This window comes from Corynebacterium sp. (assembly GCF_012838985.1).
GTDB lineage: Bacteria > Actinomycetota > Actinomycetes > Mycobacteriales > Mycobacteriaceae > Corynebacterium.
Window position 1 is genome coordinate 1 of sequence record NZ_DUOE01000050.1, and the last position, 14,841, is coordinate 14,841.

14 protein-coding genes and 1 pseudogene are annotated in these 14,841 nt (G+C 67.8%); 9 read left to right on the top strand and 6 right to left on the bottom strand.

The window, feature by feature from the left end:
* Nucleotides 1–230, top strand: a pseudogene (locus GXZ33_RS02795) (HNH endonuclease); the annotation flags it as partial.
* A gap of 54 nt (nucleotides 231–284) precedes the next feature.
* Here the strand turns inward: GXZ33_RS02795 and GXZ33_RS02800 are convergent.
* The 4 genes from GXZ33_RS02800 to GXZ33_RS02815 form a co-directional block, all read right to left on the bottom strand.
* Nucleotides 285–542: a metal-sensitive transcriptional regulator gene (locus tag GXZ33_RS02800; RefSeq protein WP_291339329.1), complete on the bottom strand. Its 258-nt coding sequence runs from the start codon at nucleotides 540–542 to the stop codon at nucleotides 285–287.
* Between the two features lie 10 nt (nucleotides 543–552).
* A complete protein-coding gene (locus tag GXZ33_RS02805; RefSeq protein WP_291339330.1) occupies nucleotides 553–2,166 on the bottom strand; it encodes an FAD-dependent oxidoreductase in 1,614 nt (537 codons plus the stop codon).
* A 24-nt stretch (nucleotides 2,167–2,190) separates the two neighbouring features.
* Nucleotides 2,191–2,358, bottom strand: a complete 168-nt coding sequence (locus tag GXZ33_RS02810; RefSeq protein ID WP_291339331.1) for a hypothetical protein — start codon at nucleotides 2,356–2,358, stop codon at nucleotides 2,191–2,193.
* Between the two features lie 107 nt (nucleotides 2,359–2,465).
* Complete coding sequence (locus tag GXZ33_RS02815; RefSeq protein WP_291339332.1) at nucleotides 2,466–4,172, bottom strand: long-chain-fatty-acid--CoA ligase; 1,707 nt, start codon at nucleotides 4,170–4,172, stop codon at nucleotides 2,466–2,468.
* A gap of 74 nt (nucleotides 4,173–4,246) precedes the next feature.
* Here GXZ33_RS02815 and mshA point away from each other — a divergent pair, with 74 nt between their 5' ends.
* From mshA to GXZ33_RS02835, 4 genes are read left to right on the top strand one after another with little or no spacing between them, the layout of a single operon-like run.
* The gene (gene mshA, locus GXZ33_RS02820) at nucleotides 4,247–5,521 is read left to right on the top strand and encodes a D-inositol-3-phosphate glycosyltransferase (RefSeq protein WP_291339333.1); all 1,275 of its coding nucleotides are present in this window, start codon (nucleotides 4,247–4,249) and stop codon (nucleotides 5,519–5,521) included.
* Between the two features lie 52 nt (nucleotides 5,522–5,573).
* Nucleotides 5,574–6,320, top strand: coding sequence for a phosphoglyceromutase (locus tag GXZ33_RS02825; protein ID WP_291339334.1), 747 nt, complete (start codon nucleotides 5,574–5,576; stop codon nucleotides 6,318–6,320).
* A 10-nt stretch (nucleotides 6,321–6,330) separates the two neighbouring features.
* Nucleotides 6,331–7,584, top strand: a complete 1,254-nt coding sequence (locus GXZ33_RS02830; RefSeq protein ID WP_291339335.1) for an ATP-binding protein — start codon at nucleotides 6,331–6,333, stop codon at nucleotides 7,582–7,584.
* Nucleotides 7,581–8,276 (top strand): response regulator transcription factor, encoded by a 696-nt coding sequence (locus tag GXZ33_RS02835; protein WP_291339336.1) that lies wholly within the window; start codon nucleotides 7,581–7,583, stop codon nucleotides 8,274–8,276. The genes GXZ33_RS02830 and GXZ33_RS02835 overlap by 4 nt, the downstream gene beginning before the upstream one ends.
* Before the next feature lie 4 nt (nucleotides 8,277–8,280).
* Here GXZ33_RS02835 and GXZ33_RS02840 read toward each other — a convergent pair whose 3' ends face one another.
* A complete protein-coding gene (locus tag GXZ33_RS02840) occupies nucleotides 8,281–10,926 on the bottom strand; it encodes an ABC transporter permease (RefSeq protein WP_291339337.1) in 2,646 nt (881 codons plus the stop codon).
* Nucleotides 10,923–11,795 (bottom strand): hypothetical protein, encoded by an 873-nt coding sequence (locus GXZ33_RS02845; protein WP_291339338.1) that lies wholly within the window; start codon nucleotides 11,793–11,795, stop codon nucleotides 10,923–10,925. The genes GXZ33_RS02840 and GXZ33_RS02845 overlap by 4 nt, the downstream gene beginning before the upstream one ends.
* Nucleotides 11,796–11,829: 34 nt before the next feature.
* On the opposite strand from GXZ33_RS02845, the gene GXZ33_RS02850 reads away from it, so the two are divergent.
* The 4 genes from GXZ33_RS02850 (at nucleotide 11,830) to GXZ33_RS02865 (ending at nucleotide 14,775) form a co-directional block, all read left to right on the top strand.
* Nucleotides 11,830–12,780: a Ppx/GppA phosphatase family protein gene (locus tag GXZ33_RS02850; protein WP_291339339.1), complete on the top strand. Its 951-nt coding sequence runs from the start codon at nucleotides 11,830–11,832 to the stop codon at nucleotides 12,778–12,780.
* A 2-nt stretch (nucleotides 12,781–12,782) separates the two neighbouring features.
* Nucleotides 12,783–13,598 carry a hypothetical protein gene (locus tag GXZ33_RS02855; protein WP_291339340.1) on the top strand — a complete coding sequence of 272 codons (816 nt, stop codon included), beginning with the start codon at nucleotides 12,783–12,785 and terminating at the stop codon, nucleotides 13,596–13,598.
* A 22-nt stretch (nucleotides 13,599–13,620) separates the two neighbouring features.
* Nucleotides 13,621–14,436 (top strand): pyrroline-5-carboxylate reductase, encoded by an 816-nt coding sequence (gene proC / locus GXZ33_RS02860; protein WP_291339341.1) that lies wholly within the window; start codon nucleotides 13,621–13,623, stop codon nucleotides 14,434–14,436.
* Nucleotides 14,437–14,583: 147 nt separating this feature from the next.
* Nucleotides 14,584–14,775 carry a helix-turn-helix domain-containing protein gene (locus GXZ33_RS02865; RefSeq protein ID WP_040084763.1) on the top strand — a complete coding sequence of 64 codons (192 nt, stop codon included), beginning with the start codon at nucleotides 14,584–14,586 and terminating at the stop codon, nucleotides 14,773–14,775.
* The last annotated feature ends 66 nt before the right edge of the window (nucleotides 14,776–14,841 follow it).

Here is a 14,841-nt window from a genome sequence, read left to right on the forward strand (position 1 = left end):
ACCACCTCACCGCCTGGGCCCAGGGCGGCAACACCAACATCAGCAACCTGACCATGTTGTGCGGGGTGCACAACGCCCGCAACGACGATGACCCGGACAAACCCCCGAAACACGGGCGGATGGAACGGGCCCCGGGTGGGGTGGTCCATCACCCACCGGATGGTGGTCCGCCCCGGCGGAACATCCACCCGATACGGCGCTTATCCGCCATGGCCCTGATCAACCGTTAGAAAAGCAGCAGGCGCCAGACCCCGTCATGGGGTCGGGCGCCTGGCAGGGCTCTTCTACGCCAGGGAGAGGAACATCCGCTCGAGCTTCTTCTCGTCGAGCTCGGAGCCCTCCGAGGTGAAGCACTTCTTCATTCCTGTCGAGACGATGAGGTAGCCGGCCCGGTCGATGGCCTTGGCCACGGCCGAGAGCTGCATGACTGCGTCCTCGCACTCCTGGCCCTCCTCGAGCATGCGGATGACAGCCTCGAGCTGTCCCTTCGCGCGCTTGAGGCGGGTGACGGAGGGCTTGACCTCTTCCGGAGTGAGCTTCATGTTACCGATCCTAATTCCGTGACAGCTGGCCATGGGTCCATGTCACATATCCGCCATCGAGGTTTGCCGCCTCGATGCCCAGGTTGCCCAGGAGACTGCAGGCCACGTGTCCGCGCAGGCCGACCTGGCAGTGCACGAGGACCTTCTTGTCCCTGAATGTATCTGCATTGTTCCGGAGGTCGTCAACCGAGACGTTGACGGCTCCCGGGATCTGGCCGCGCTGGAACTCGCCCGGGGTACGGACGTCGACCAGGGTCCAGCCGTCGGCGAGTGCCTCGTCGAGTTCGTTCCACTGGAAGGTGCGCTCGCCCTGGACCATGTTGTCGTTGATGAAGCCGGCCATGTTGATCGGGTCCTTGGCGGAGCCGAACTGCGGCGCGTAGGCCAGTTCGAGGTCGGCGAGGTCGGTGGCGGTGAGGCCGGCGCGCATGGCGGTGGCGAGGACGTCGATACGCTTGTCGACACCGTCGCCACCCACCGCCTGCGCACCCAGGATGAGGTCGGTGTCGGCGTCGACGATGACCTTGAGGTGGATGGTCTCCGCGCCCGGGTAGTAGCCGGCGTGGTTCGCCGGGTGCAGGTGGATGACGCGGATGTTCTTTCCGGCACCGCGGGCGCGGCGCTCGTTCCAGCCGACGGAGCCGGCGGCGAGGCCGAACACGCCGACGATGGCGGTGCCGAGGGTCGGGGTGCGCTGCACGTCGCGGCCGGTGATGATGTCGGCGACCAGGCGGCCGTGACGGTTCGCGGTCTGGGCGAGGGGCACGAGGGTGTCCTCGCCGGAGACGTGGTCGGCCTTCTCGGCGGCGTCGCCGACGGCGAAGATGAGCGGGTCGGAGGTGCGCTGCTGGTCGTCGACCTTGATGCCGCCTCGTTCGCCGACGGCGAGGCCTGCGGCGACCGCGAGTTCGTTCGCCGGGCGCACGCCGATGCTGGCGATGACGAGGTCGGCGGGGACGACGCGGCCGTCGGCGAGCTCCAGGGAGTCGGCGCCGATGGTGGTGGTGTCACCGTCGGTGATGACGGTGATGCCGTTGTCGGTGAGCTGCTTCTCGACGATCGCCGCCATCTCCTCATCCAGCGGGGTGAGGATCTGCGGGGCACGCTCGATGACGGTGACGTCGAGTCCGCGGTGACGCATGTTCTCCGCGACCTCGAGGCCGATGAAACCGCCGCCGATGATGGCGACCGACTTCACGTCGTCGGTGAGTGCCGCGATGATGGCGTCGACGTCCTCGATGGTGCGCAGGTGCAGGGCACGCCCGATGCCGGGGATCGGCGGGACGATGGGGGTGGCACCCGGGGACAGCACCAGGTGGTCGTAGGTGATGGTGTCGCCGGTGTCCGTGGTGACGGTCTGCTTCCCGCGGTCGATGGCGGTGGCGCGGGTGTTGACCCGCACGTCCAGGTTGAACCGCGCTGCGAGGGACTCCGGGGTCTGCAGGAGCAGGGAGGAACGCTCGGGGATGACGCCCGAGACGTGGTAGGGGAGTCCGCAGTTGGCGAAGGACACGTGGCCGGAGGCCTCGAGGACGATGATCTCCATGTCCTCGTCACGACGACGCAGTCGGGCTGCGGTGGACATACCGCCGGCGACACCGCCGACAATCACAGTGGTGGTCATATGAGGATGCTACCCCCGGGGTGTCTAGCGGCCGAAGATGCCGGCGAAGATGCCCGGCTTCTTGTCGGCGGCGGACTCGGTGCAGGTGCACCACTGGTTGTCCGGCACGGAGGCCTTCACCTGGTCAATATGCTGGCCGCAGCCGCTCCAGGTGGTCTTGTTGCAGGACGGGCAGTTGACGGGACGGCACATGGGTTACTCCTGTGGGGTTGTTGGGGGTCCGTGAATATTACGAGCCCCAATATACCCCCCAGGGTATCCACTTTGGCAAGTGTCCGTGCCACGAATCACATTTTCCGCTACTTCTCCAGCAGTCGCAGCAGGTCCTCCTGCACCTCACGGCGACGGATCTTGCCCATCTGGTCACGGGCCAGTTCCTCGAAGTGGTAGAAGGTGCGCGGCACCTTGTAGCGGGTGAGACGCTGGCGGGCGAAGTCCTTGAGGCCGTCGGGGTCCATCGCGGCGCCGTCGCGGAGCGTCACACAGGCGACGACGTCCTCGGAGCCGTCCTCGCGCGGGCGACCCACGACTGCCAGATCGACGATGTCCGGGTGATCGCGCATCGCCTCCTCCACCTCGGCGGGGTAGACGTTGAAGCCGCCCGTGATGATGACCTCCTTGATGCGGGCCACCAGGCGGATGAAACCGTCCTCCTCCATGACACCGATGTCGCCGGTGCGGTACCAGCCGTCGTGGAAGCTGTTCTCCGTCGCCTCCGGCTGGTTGAGGTAGCCGGGGAACACTTGCGGGCCCTTGACCAGGATCTCGCCCTCGGTGCCGTCGGGCTGCGTCTCGTCGAGATTCTCCGGGTCGGCGATGCGCACCAGGGTGTCCGGGAAGGGGATGCCGACGTAGCCGGGGCGGCGGTCGTCGTTCATCGGGTTACCCACGATGACCGGGGACGTCTCCGTCAGGCCGTAGCCCTCCACGAGGCGGCCGCCGGTGAACTGCTCCCACTTCTCCACCGTCGACACCGGCAGGGTCGCCGCACCGCAGAAGGCGTTGCGCACGCCGGAGATGTTGACGTTGTCCTTCTCGGCGGCCTCGACGATCTTCTCGTAGAGGGTCGGCACGCCCGGCAGCCACGTGGGGGTGCGCTTCTTCATCACGTCCATGATGAGCGGGATACGCGGGGCCGGCAGCAGGATCATCTCGCCGCCGATGTAGACCGACAGGGTGCCCACCATGGTGAGTCCGTAGGCGTGGAACATCGGCAGGGCGGCGAGCATGCGCTCGTCCTGCTCGCCGAGGCCCGGCACCCAGTTCTTGCCCTGCAGCAGGTTGGCGAAGAGGTTGCCGTGGGTGAGCTGCGCGCCCTTGGGGGCGCCGGTGGTGCCCGAGGTGTAGAGGATGAGCGCGATGGAGTCCTTGGTCACGGTCGGCTCGGACTCGATGTCGTCGCCCTCGCCGCCGATGGCGGAGCCGATGAGCACCTCCCACGGGACGGTGTTTGGGGCGGGGGCGGACAGGGCGTCACGCTGCTCCTTGACCTTCTTGATCGGCAGCTTCAGGGCCAGCTGCTTGAAGGCGGGCATGGCCTCGATCATGTTGACCGAGACGATGGTCTCCAGGGAGGTCGTGCCGCGCAGCTTCTCCAGGGTGGGGGCGGCCTTGTCCCAGGCGATGGCGACGCGGGCGCCGTGGTCGGCGAAGGGGCCCTCCAGCTCGTGGGCGGTGTAGAGCGGGTTGTGCTCCACGACGGTCGCCCCCAGCTTGAGCACCGCGTAGAAGGCGGCGATGTGCTGCGGGCAGTTCGGCAGGATGATCGCGACCTTGTCGCCCGGGCGGACACCGAAGGCGCGCAGTCCGGCGGCGGCGCGACGGACCTGGCGGTCGAGCTCGGCGTAGGTCTGCGACTTGCCGAAGAACCAGGTGGCCGGCTTCTCGGAGTTGATGGCCAGGTTGTTGTCGTACACGTCGAGCAGCGTCGTCTCGTCGTAGTCGAGAGAGTGGGGGGTCCACTCGGGGTAGTGCTTCAACCAGGCCTTGGTCTCGAATGCCGACATGAGGGGTGCCTTCCGCTGCTGGGTTCCTGTGAGGTGGGGCCCAGTATACGGACGGCTGCACCTATCATTGGGGCATGCGCGTCGCGATGATCTCCATGCACACCTCTCCGCTCGAGCAGCCGGGCTCGGGGGACGCCGGTGGCATGAACGTCTACGTCCTCAACACCGCCCGGGAACTGGCCCGACAGGGGGTGGAGGTGGACATCTTCACCCGCGCCACCCGCCCGAGTCAGGGGGAGGTGGTGGACGTCGAGAAGGGGCTGCGGGTGATCAACATCGTCGCCGGCCCCTACGACGGCCTCGAGAAGGAGGCGCTGCCCACGCAGCTGGCCGCCTTCGCCGGCGGCATCGTGCAGTTCCACCGCTGCCACGACGACGTGGACTACGACCTCATCCACTCCCACTACTGGCTGTCCGGCCAGGTCGGCTGGCTGCTCCGCGACCTGTGGGAGGTGCCCCTGGTCCACACCGCGCACACCCTCGCGGCGGTGAAGAACGCCCACCGGGGCGACGACGACTCCCCGGAGTCCGAGGCGCGGCGCATCTGTGAGCAGCAGCTCGTCGACAATGCGGAGGTGCTCGTGGTCAACACCCAGGAGGAGACCCTCGACCTCGTCGACCACTACGACGCCGACCCCGACCGCATCGCCGTGGTCACGCCCGGCACCGACGTGGAGCTGTTCACCCCGGGCACGGACCGCAACACCGAGCGTGCGCGGCGTCTCCTCGGCATCCCGCTGGACGCCGAGCTGGTCGCGTTCGTGGGCCGCCTCCAGCAGTTCAAGGGTCCGCAGGTGCTCATCCGGGCGACCGCGGAGATGCTCCGCCGCAACCCCGAACGCAAGCTGCGCGTGATCATCTGCGGTGGTGCCTCGGGTGCCGCCACCACGGAGCGGCAGTACATGAATCTGGCCGCTGAACTGGGGGTTTCCCGGAGGGTCCGGTTCCTGGACCCGCGCCCGCCGGAGGAGCTGGTGGCCATCTACCAGGCCGCCGACATCGTCGCCGTGCCCAGCTACAACGAGTCCTTCGGCCTGGTCGCCATGGAGGCGCAGGCCTGCGGCACCCCGGTGGTCGCCGCCCGCGTCGGCGGTCTGCCGGTCGCCGTCTCCGAGGGGGAGACGGGAGTGCTTGTCGACGGCCACGACACCGGCGACTGGGCCGACGCCCTGGAGAACCTCCTCGACGACGACGACACCCGCCTCCGGATGGCGGCCGACGCCGTCCACCACGCGGCGAACTTCTCCTGGTCGAACTCCGCCGCACAGCTGGCCTCGGTGTACTCCGAGGTGCTGAGCCTGGAGGTCGACAACTGTCCGGAGCGTCGGGAGCGGGCCGACGGGCTCTAAACGGGGGGTATTAATCCGCACGCTACCGGCGTAAACGTGGCATATTGGAATCATGACCAACGGAAAGCTCATTCTTCTTCGCCACGGGCAGAGCCAGTGGAACAAATCGAACCAGTTCACCGGCTGGGTGGACGTTGACCTGACCGAGCAGGGCATCGCGGAGGCCGTCCGCGGCGGCGAGATGCTCAAGGAGGCCGGCCTCCTGCCGGACATCGTCTACACCTCCCTGCTGCGTCGTGCCATCCGCACCGCGAACATCGCGCTCAACGCCGCTGACCGTCACTGGATCCCGGTCGTCCGCGACTGGCGTCTCAACGAGCGCCACTACGGTGCGCTGCAGGGCCTGGACAAGGCCGCGACCAAGGACAAGTACGGTGACGAGCAGTTCATGGCATGGCGTCGTTCCTACGACACCCCGCCGCCGGAGCTGGCCGACGACGCCGAGTACTCCCAGTCCGACGATGTGCGCTACGCCGCCCTGGAGAACGCACCGCGTACCGAGTGCCTCCTGGACGTCGTGAAGCGTTTCATCCCGTACTACCAGGAGGAGATCGAGCCGCGCGTCAAGCGTGGCGAGACCGTCCTCGTCGCGGCGCACGGCAACTCCCTGCGCGCGCTGGTGAAGCACCTGGACAACATCTCGGACGAGGACATCGCGGCCCTCAACATCCCGACCGGCATCCCGCTGGTCTACGAGCTGGATGCTGACGGCAAGGTCGTCAACCCGGGCGGCACCTACCTCGACCCCGAGGCGGCCGCCGCCGGTGCTGCCGCTGTCGCAGCGCAGGGTGGCAAGTAGCCTGTAGGGCGTGTCCGCCGTTCTCGCGTTCCTGTTGGGCGTCGCCGTCACCGGCGTCGCCCTTCCGGCGTTGAACTGGGCACGTAAGCGGATAGTCCGCCACCGGTCCTCGGCCACGCTCGAGGACAACCAGGTCACCACCGTCGGCCAGGTCCTGCACCTGGCCATCCAGGGATCCCCCACGGGAGTCACCGTCGTCGACCGCGGCGGTGAGGTGATCCTCTCCAACGCCCGTGCCCACGAGATGGCCCTCGTCCACGACCGCACCCTCAACGAGCAGGTGTGGCAGGTCGCGGAGGAGGTCTTCGGGGACAAGGAGACCCGCACGCTGGATCTCTCCATGCCTTACCGACGCACGGGCAACCGCGTCTCCTCCGTGCGCGCGCTGGTCAAGCCGCTGACGCTCGTCGACGACCGCTTCGTCATCATCTACGGCACCGACGAGAGCGAGAACGTGCGCATGGAGTCCGCCCGCCGTGACTTCGTGGCGAACGTCTCGCACGAACTCAAGACCCCGGTCGGCGGCATGGCACTGCTGGCCGAGGCCCTCCTGGAGGAGGTCGACGACCCGGATCACGTCCTGTACTTCGGTCAGCGCCTGCACAAGGAGGCCCACCGTATGGCGGGCATGATCAACGAGCTCATCTCGCTGTCGAAGCTGCAGGGCGCGGAGCCGCTGCCGGAGATGGAGCCCGTCTCCGTGGACGACGTCATCGACGAGGCCTTCACCCGCAACCAGGTCGCCGCCGACAACGCGGACATCACCCTGACCAAGGGCGCCGACTCCGGGGTCTTCGTCATGGGTGACAAGTCCCTGCTGGTCACGGCGGTGTCCAACCTCATCTCCAACGCGATCAACTATTCGCCGCAGTCGGTGCCGGTGTCGGTGTCCCAGAAGGTGGCGAACGCCGACGTCGTGCTCATCCGCGTCACCGACCGGGGCATCGGAATCTCCCCCGAGGACCAGAAGCGTGTGTTCGAGCGTTTCTTCCGCGTGGACAAGGCGCGTTCCCGTTCGACGGGTGGTACGGGCCTGGGGTTGGCGATCGTCAAACACGTGGTGGCCAACCACGGCGGTAACATCAAGGTGTGGTCCCGTCCTGGTACGGGATCCACGTTCACCATCGAACTCCCGATTCATCATCCCGACCCTGCGCCGCCCGTGTTGACGGCGACGGGGCAGGATGATGAGGCACCATCCACCGGAGCACTGCGTCAGGCGGTGTCCCGGGTGGCGACACGTCGAAAGGACAAAGCATCATGACGACGACCATCCTCATCGTCGAGGACGAAGAGTCTCTCGCCGATCCGCTGGCGTTCCTCCTGCGCAAGGAGGGCTTCGAGGTGATCATCGCCGGCGACGGTCCGACGGCGCTGGTGGAGTTCGAGAAGAACGACATCGACATCGTGCTGCTCGACCTCATGCTGCCCGGCATGTCCGGCACCGACGTGTGCAAGCAGCTGCGGACGACCTCCTCCGTCCCGGTCATCATGGTCACGGCGCGTGACTCCGAGATCGACAAGGTCGTCGGCCTCGAGCTGGGCGCGGACGACTACGTGACCAAGCCGTACTCCTCCCGTGAGCTCATCGCCCGCATCCGCGCGGTGCTGCGCCGGGGCGCGGACAACGAGAGCGCCGCCGACGACGTGGACGAGCAGGTCCTCGAGGGCGGCCGCGTCCGCATGGACGTCGAGCGTCACACGGTCACCGTCGCCGGCGAGCCCGTGCCGATGCCGCTCAAGGAGTTCGACCTCCTGGAGTACCTCCTGCGCAACTCCGGCCGTGTGCTCACCCGCGGTCAGCTCATCGACCGGATCTGGGGCGCCGACTACGTGGGCGACACCAAGACCCTCGACGTGCACGTGAAGCGCCTGCGCTCCAAGATCGAGGAGGAGCCCTCCCGACCGAAGCACCTGGTCACCGTCCGCGGCCTGGGCTACAAGTTCGAGGCCTGACCGGTCACCGCTCGATGGCCTCGAGCGGCGGGACGGCGGCCGCCTTCACGGCGGGGATGATCGAGGCCAGGATGCCCACGACCACCGCCGCCCCGACCATGAGCGCGATGGCGGGCCAGGGGATCTCCTGCACCGCCAGGCCCTTCTCGCTGAGCACACGGACGGCGGCCCAGCCGGCGGCCGTGCCCGTGACGACACCCACCACCGCGCCGTGCACGGTGATGATGAGTGACTCGACCTCGATGATGCGGCGGATGTCGCGGCGCTGGAGCCCGATGGCGCGGAGCGTGCCGATCTCGCGGACACGTTCCGCCACCGAGAGCAGCAGCGTGTTGATGATGCCCAGCGTCGCGATGACCACCGCCAGGGCCAGCAGCGAGTAGATGATGAGGAGCAGCTGGTTGATCTGGGTGCCCAGCGCGGTGCTGTACTCCGCGTTCGACTTCACCTGGACGACCAGCAGCGGGGACATGGCGTCGTCGAGGTTGCGGCGCAGCTGCGGCCCGGGGACGGAGCCGTCGGACGTGACGAACAGCGACTGGCGGTTGACCTGGGCGGCGGCGTTGTCGAGCACCTCCTCGGCGGCGGCCCAGCTCACCGCGATGTGGCCGAGCAGGGTGGTCTCCTCGTAGATGGCGGTCACCGGGATCCAGATGGCGTTCTCCTCGACGCCGTCGAGGACCGTCAGGGGGATGTAGTCGCCGACGCGGAGGTTGTTCTGCTCCGAGTACTCGGCGGACAGGGCGGCGGCCGGGGCGGAGCCGTCGCTCATCGCACCGCTGGTGATGCCGAGGTCCATGAACAGCGAGAAGTCGTTGTCGAGCACCGTGGTGGTGCGGTGATTCCAGTTGTCGGCCTGGAGCGGGGCGGACATGAGGGTGCCGGTCTCCGCCACACCCTTCACCTGGTCGGCCACCTCCCGGATGTCCGGCGGGAGGAAGAGTCCGCTGCTGCTGGTCGCCCGCCCCTGCACGGAACCACCGCCGAGACTGTCGAGGACCCAGGGGGCCGTGATCGTCGACTCGATGGCGCCGGAGACACTCGCCCGCGCCGAGGCGCCGACGGTGCCCACCCCGGCGACGAGCCCGACGCCCAGGGCCAGGGCCAGGGCGGAGGTCGCGGAACGACGGGGGTTGCGCACCGCGTTCTGCCGGGCGATGGTGCCCACGACACCCAGGGGGAGGGTGAGTATCCGGCCGAGGGTCCGGCCGACGGCCGCGACGAGCGCCGGCCCGGCGAGCACCAGCGACCACAGACCCAGGAGCACCCCGACAGCGATGAGGGACAGCCGCAGGTCCACGGAGAGCACCCGGGTGTTGACGGAACTGATGTACGCGGCGCCGAGGATCAGCAGCGTGCTGAACGCCGCCAGTGCCCCCGCCCCCAGGAGTTTGAGGATGGGGGCGCGGGAGGAGCGGGCGTCGGAAAGATCGAAGGACTGCACCGGCGGCAGCATGGCGGCGCGCCGGGCGGGGGCGAGGGAGGCCGCCATCGTGATGACCACGCCGAAGATCAGGGGAATGACAAAAGCCTCCGGCGGCCACACCATGCGTAACGACGCGAGCTCCCCACCCGTCGCCCCGAACACCGCCAGCAGCACCGAGACGAAGGCCACGGACAGACCGATGCCGACCACTGAGCCGGCCAACCCGACGAACGCCGCCTCCAGGACCACGCTCACTGCGACCTGCACGGTGGACACACCCAGGGAACGGAGGAGGGCGAACTCGCGGGTGCGCTGGCCGACGACCATCGCGAAGGTGTTGACGATGTTGAGGGACCCGATGAACAACGCCACCGCACCGAAGATCACCAGGATGTAGCGGACGAACTCCAGCTGCTGGAGCCGGTCATCGGTCATGCGCTCGACGATCTGCTCCGGCAGCAGGGGAGTCAGCCCCCGGTAGGTGAGCCCCAGGCGGTTGCGCACCTCCATGGGGTCGGTGCCCGGCTCCACCGAGATGACGACCTGCGAGGCGAAGTCCCCCTCGGTGAACGAGGACAGATAGGTGTCCGGGGTGAACATCACCCCGATCCAGCCGGTCGTCTCCCGGGGGGACTCGTAGACGCCGACGAGGCGGACGTCGAGACGCTCCCGTGGACTGATGATGAGCAGGTCGTCGCCGATCTCCAGCCCGCCCCGCCGGACGGCGTTCGCGTTGACCATGACCTCGTCGGGGGTGATGGGCCAGCGGCCGTCGAGAAGCTCGGGGACGGGGCCGACGAGCTCCCGGAACGGGTACGCCGCGAAAGGGTGGGCGCCGGAGGAACCGGCCTGCAGGGGAGTGTCGTCCGGGCCGACGACGATGATGCCGGAGGAGCCGGCGGAACGGGTGCCCGTCGGCAGGCCGGGGCCGTCACCGATGACGTTGACGGCGCGGACGTCCGGCCAGGCGCGGATCTCGTCGATGACGGAGAAGGGCACGCCCTGCGGGGAGGAGGTGCTGCCGACGAGTCCGACATCGACGCCGTCGACACCCGCGTCGAGGATCTCGTCGAAGGACCGGGCCAGAGACGAGGTCAGCAGCAGCGACCCGGCGATGAACGCGGTGCCCAGGACGACGGACAGGAAGGTCAGGGCCAGTCGGCCCCGGTGGGCGTGGAGGGAACGCCTGGAGACGCGGAGGACCGGAGCCAGGCGACCCCTCATCGCGACGCCGGGTGGACGGCCGTGAACCCTCCGGCGGCACGACGCCCGCAGTGCTCGGCGAGGATGTCATAGGAGGGCTGACCCATCAGGGCGATGAGCTCCTGGCGCATCGACTTCCACAACGGGTCCGGGTGCGTGTGGCACGCGCTCGCACCCGAGCACCACCAGTCGAAGTCCTCGCCGCCGTTGCCCCAGGCACGGCGGTCGTACTCACCGATGGTGGTGCGCAGGATCTCGACGCCGTCGGTGCGCTCCTCATAGTCCTCGTAGCGGCGCAGCGGCACCTGCCAGCACACCTCCGGCTTCTCGACGGTCAGGTCACGCCCCTCCGCCACCGCCCACTGGTGGATGGCACAGCCGGTGCCCGTGGGCCAGCCCTCACGGTTGGCGAAGATGCAGGCACCGCCGAGGGTCTTCGTCTTGAGGGACGGCTCGGCCTCACCGTCGTCACCGTCGAGCTCATCCCACTCGAGCCAGGGCTCGAGATCGATGGCCTCCCCCGTGGCGAAGTACTCGTCCACCCCCTTAGGGCGGTGCTGCCAGTACTTCGCGGGCATCTCGTGGACGGCGTTGTACAACTGGTCGCGGTCGGTCTCATCGGCGAGGTAGGCACCGTGGACGCAGCAGCCGATGTCGGTCTGCTGGAAGTCGATGCCCTGGCACGCCTCCTGCCCGAAATGGCAGGTGTAATGGGATTCCACCCAGGTCAGGTCGATGCTGAAGGTGTGGAGGGGATCTTCGGGATTGACGAACTCGAACCACTCCCGCGGAAAGTCGGGGGCGGCCTCAGCGCCGGCGAGAATCTGCTTGCCGGCGGGAGAAGACTCGGGGAAACCCAGAAAAACCTGGGTGGAACGTGGGCGATTCACACTTGTCCACGTTAGACCGTCTACCCTTGAACATGTGCGACTAGGTGTATTGGACGTGGGCAGTAACACTGTCCACATGGTGGCGGTTGACGCCCGTAACGGTGGTCACCCGACCCCGATGAGCGACTGGAAGACGAGTCTGCGACTCGTCGAGCTCATCGACGGCGACGGTGCCATCGGCGACAAGGGCGTCAAGAGGCTGACGAATGCCGTGGCGGAGGCCGCGGACCTCGCGAAGACCCTCGGATGTCAGGAGGTCATGTCGTTCGCGACCTCGGCGGTCCGTTCGGCGACGAACTCCGATGAGGTCCTCGACTCCGTGGAGGACGAGACAGGCGTGCGCCTCGAGGTCCTCTCCGGTGAGGACGAGGCGCGGCTGACTTTCCTCGCGGTGCGCCGCTGGTACGGCTGGTCCGCCGACCGCATCACCAACCTGGACATCGGCGGCGGCTCCCTCGAGCTGTCCACCGGTTCCGACGAGACCCCCGACGTCGCGATCTCCCTGGATCTCGGCGCCGGTCGACTCACCCACCAGTGGTTCAACACCGACCCGCCGGAGCGCAAGAAGGTCAACCTGCTCCGTGACTACATCGACGCCGAGCTCGTCGAGCCCGCTCGTCAGATGCGCGCCTACGGCACCGCCGGCCTGGCTGTCGGAACGTCGAAGACCTTCCGCACCCTCGCCCGACTCACCGGTGCCGCACCCAGCGCCGAAGGCCCCTACATCAAGCGCACCCTGACCGCACCGGGTCTGCGCCAGCTCATCGCCTTCATCTCCCGCATGACCGCCGCCGACCGCGCGGAGCTCGAGGGCATCAGTTCGGACCGTTCACACCAGATCGTCGCCGGTGCACTCGTGGCCGAGGCCAGCATGCGTGCCCTCGGCCTGGAGAAGATCGAGATCTGCCCCTGGGCGCTGCGCGAGGGTGTCATCCTCCGTCGCATCGACAAGGGGCTCGATCAGATCCCTGAGGAAAGGAAGTGACCATGAGCGACAAGCAGCTGACAGTCGCAGAGTTGCTCGCCCGCTCCGGCCGGGACACGGGGGACAGCAAGGCCCCCCGCCCTCGCCGTCGACGCAGCCTGGAGGAGGGCGGCATCTCCGTCGCCGAACTCACCGGGTCGATCCCGGCCGTCAAGGCCAAGCCCGCCGAGTCGAAGCACTCGTCCGTGCCGATCGACGCACCCGCGGAGGAGACGCCGACTCCCGCCGCACAGGAACTGAGCCCGGTCGACAGGACCGCCGCCAAGGTCGCTGAGAAGCAGGCGGAGAAGACCGCGAAGACCGAGAAGGCCGCGAAGGTCGAGAAGCCGGCCTCCCCGACCCCGGGCACCGACGAGACCGTCGTGTTCCAGAAGGTCCAGGGCGAGGAGCCGGAGAAGGCTGCCCCGGCCCCCGAGACCGGGGAGATCCCGGCGGTCAAGACCGCCACAGCCACAGCCACCGCCACCGTCGCACCGGAGGTGGACGTGGAGGAGGCGGACGTCGAGAAGCAGGCGGAGCCTGACACTCTCGAGGACGCCGAGGACACCGGGGAAGTCGAGGAGAAGACCTCGGTCACCGGTGTGATCCTCATGGCGCTGATCGGCATCGTGCTCGGTGTCGTGGTGTTCAAGGGCTTCGAGCTGCTGTGGGAGAACTTCTCCCGTCCGGTGGTCGCCGTGCTGGCTGTCGTGGCGACGGTGGGGATCGTGGGTGTCGTGAAGGCCCTGCGTACCGTGAACGACGGTCTGTCGATGTTCCTGGCGGGTCTCGTCGGTCTGGTGATGACGTTCGGGCCGCTGGCGGTCGTGCTCATCTGACCGATGTGGCACTCTGGTGGCCATGACGAAAATTGTGGTTATCGGAGGAGGCAAGATCGGCGAGGCGCTGATCTCGGGTCTCGTCAACGCGGGGGTCTCCCCGCAGTCGATCACGGTCACCGGCCGTCGTGCCGAGCGTGGCGAGGAGCTGCGTGAGCGCTACGGGGTGCGTGATTCGACCGACAACCGGCAGGCCGCCGAGGACGCCGATGTGGTGTTCCTGTGCGTGAAGCCGAAGATGATCATCGATGTGCTGGGGGAGATCAGCGGGGCCATCGAGGAGAACGACGTCACCACCGTGCTCGTCTCCATGGCGGCGGGTGTCCCGCTGGCCGCGATGGAGGACGCCGTCGTCGCCGGTACTCCGGTCGTGCGTGTCATGCCGAACACCCCGATGCTGGTGGGTCGTGGCATGAACGCCATCGCGACGGGGCGCTTCGTCACCCCCGAGCAGCTGGAGCAGGTGCAGGAGCTCCTGTCGGCCGTGGGTGAGGTGCTGCCGGTGGAGGAGTCGGACATGGACGCCGTCACGGCGCTCGCGGGTTCCTCGCCCGCCTACTTCTTCCTCGTGGCGGAATCGCTCATCGACGCCGGCGTCTCCCTGGGGCTCACCCGCGACGTCGCGGAGAAGCTGGTGGTCACCTCCGCCGCAGGTGCGGGCATCATGCTGTCCGAGTCCGGGCAGGATCCGGCGACCCTGCGTGCCAACGTGTCCTCCCCGGCGGGCACCACGGTGGCGGCGCTGCGGGAGCTGGAGGAGTCGGGTATCCGCGGGGCTTTCTTCCGGGCCACGGAGGCCTGCGCGCGACGTTCGGAGGAGCTCGGCAACACCCCCTGAGGGGTATCATGGTGGGAAATTCGGAAAAATCGGGCACTTAAGTCGCAGCAGTCACACAATTCACGCTAAGCTTGTCCAAGCACGTGCGTGTCCGTCCTGCGGGAGGGGAAGCCTGCAGCGCGCCACATGCTGAAGGGTTGGATGAATATGACTAATGCAGACAAGGGCACCTTTCTCACGGTTGCGGAGGTCGCGGAGATCATGCGCGTCTCGAAGATGACCGTGTACCGGCTGGTTCACTCCGGTGACCTGCCGGCGGTCCGCGTGGGCCGTTCCTTCCGTGTTCACGAGAAGGCGGTCGACGACTACCTGGACTCCTCGTACTACGAGGTCGGTTAAGCCCCTGAGCGTCACTGCGGCGCCGGTCACTCCTGTGGGTGACCGGCGCCGCAGTCTTTCCGCCGC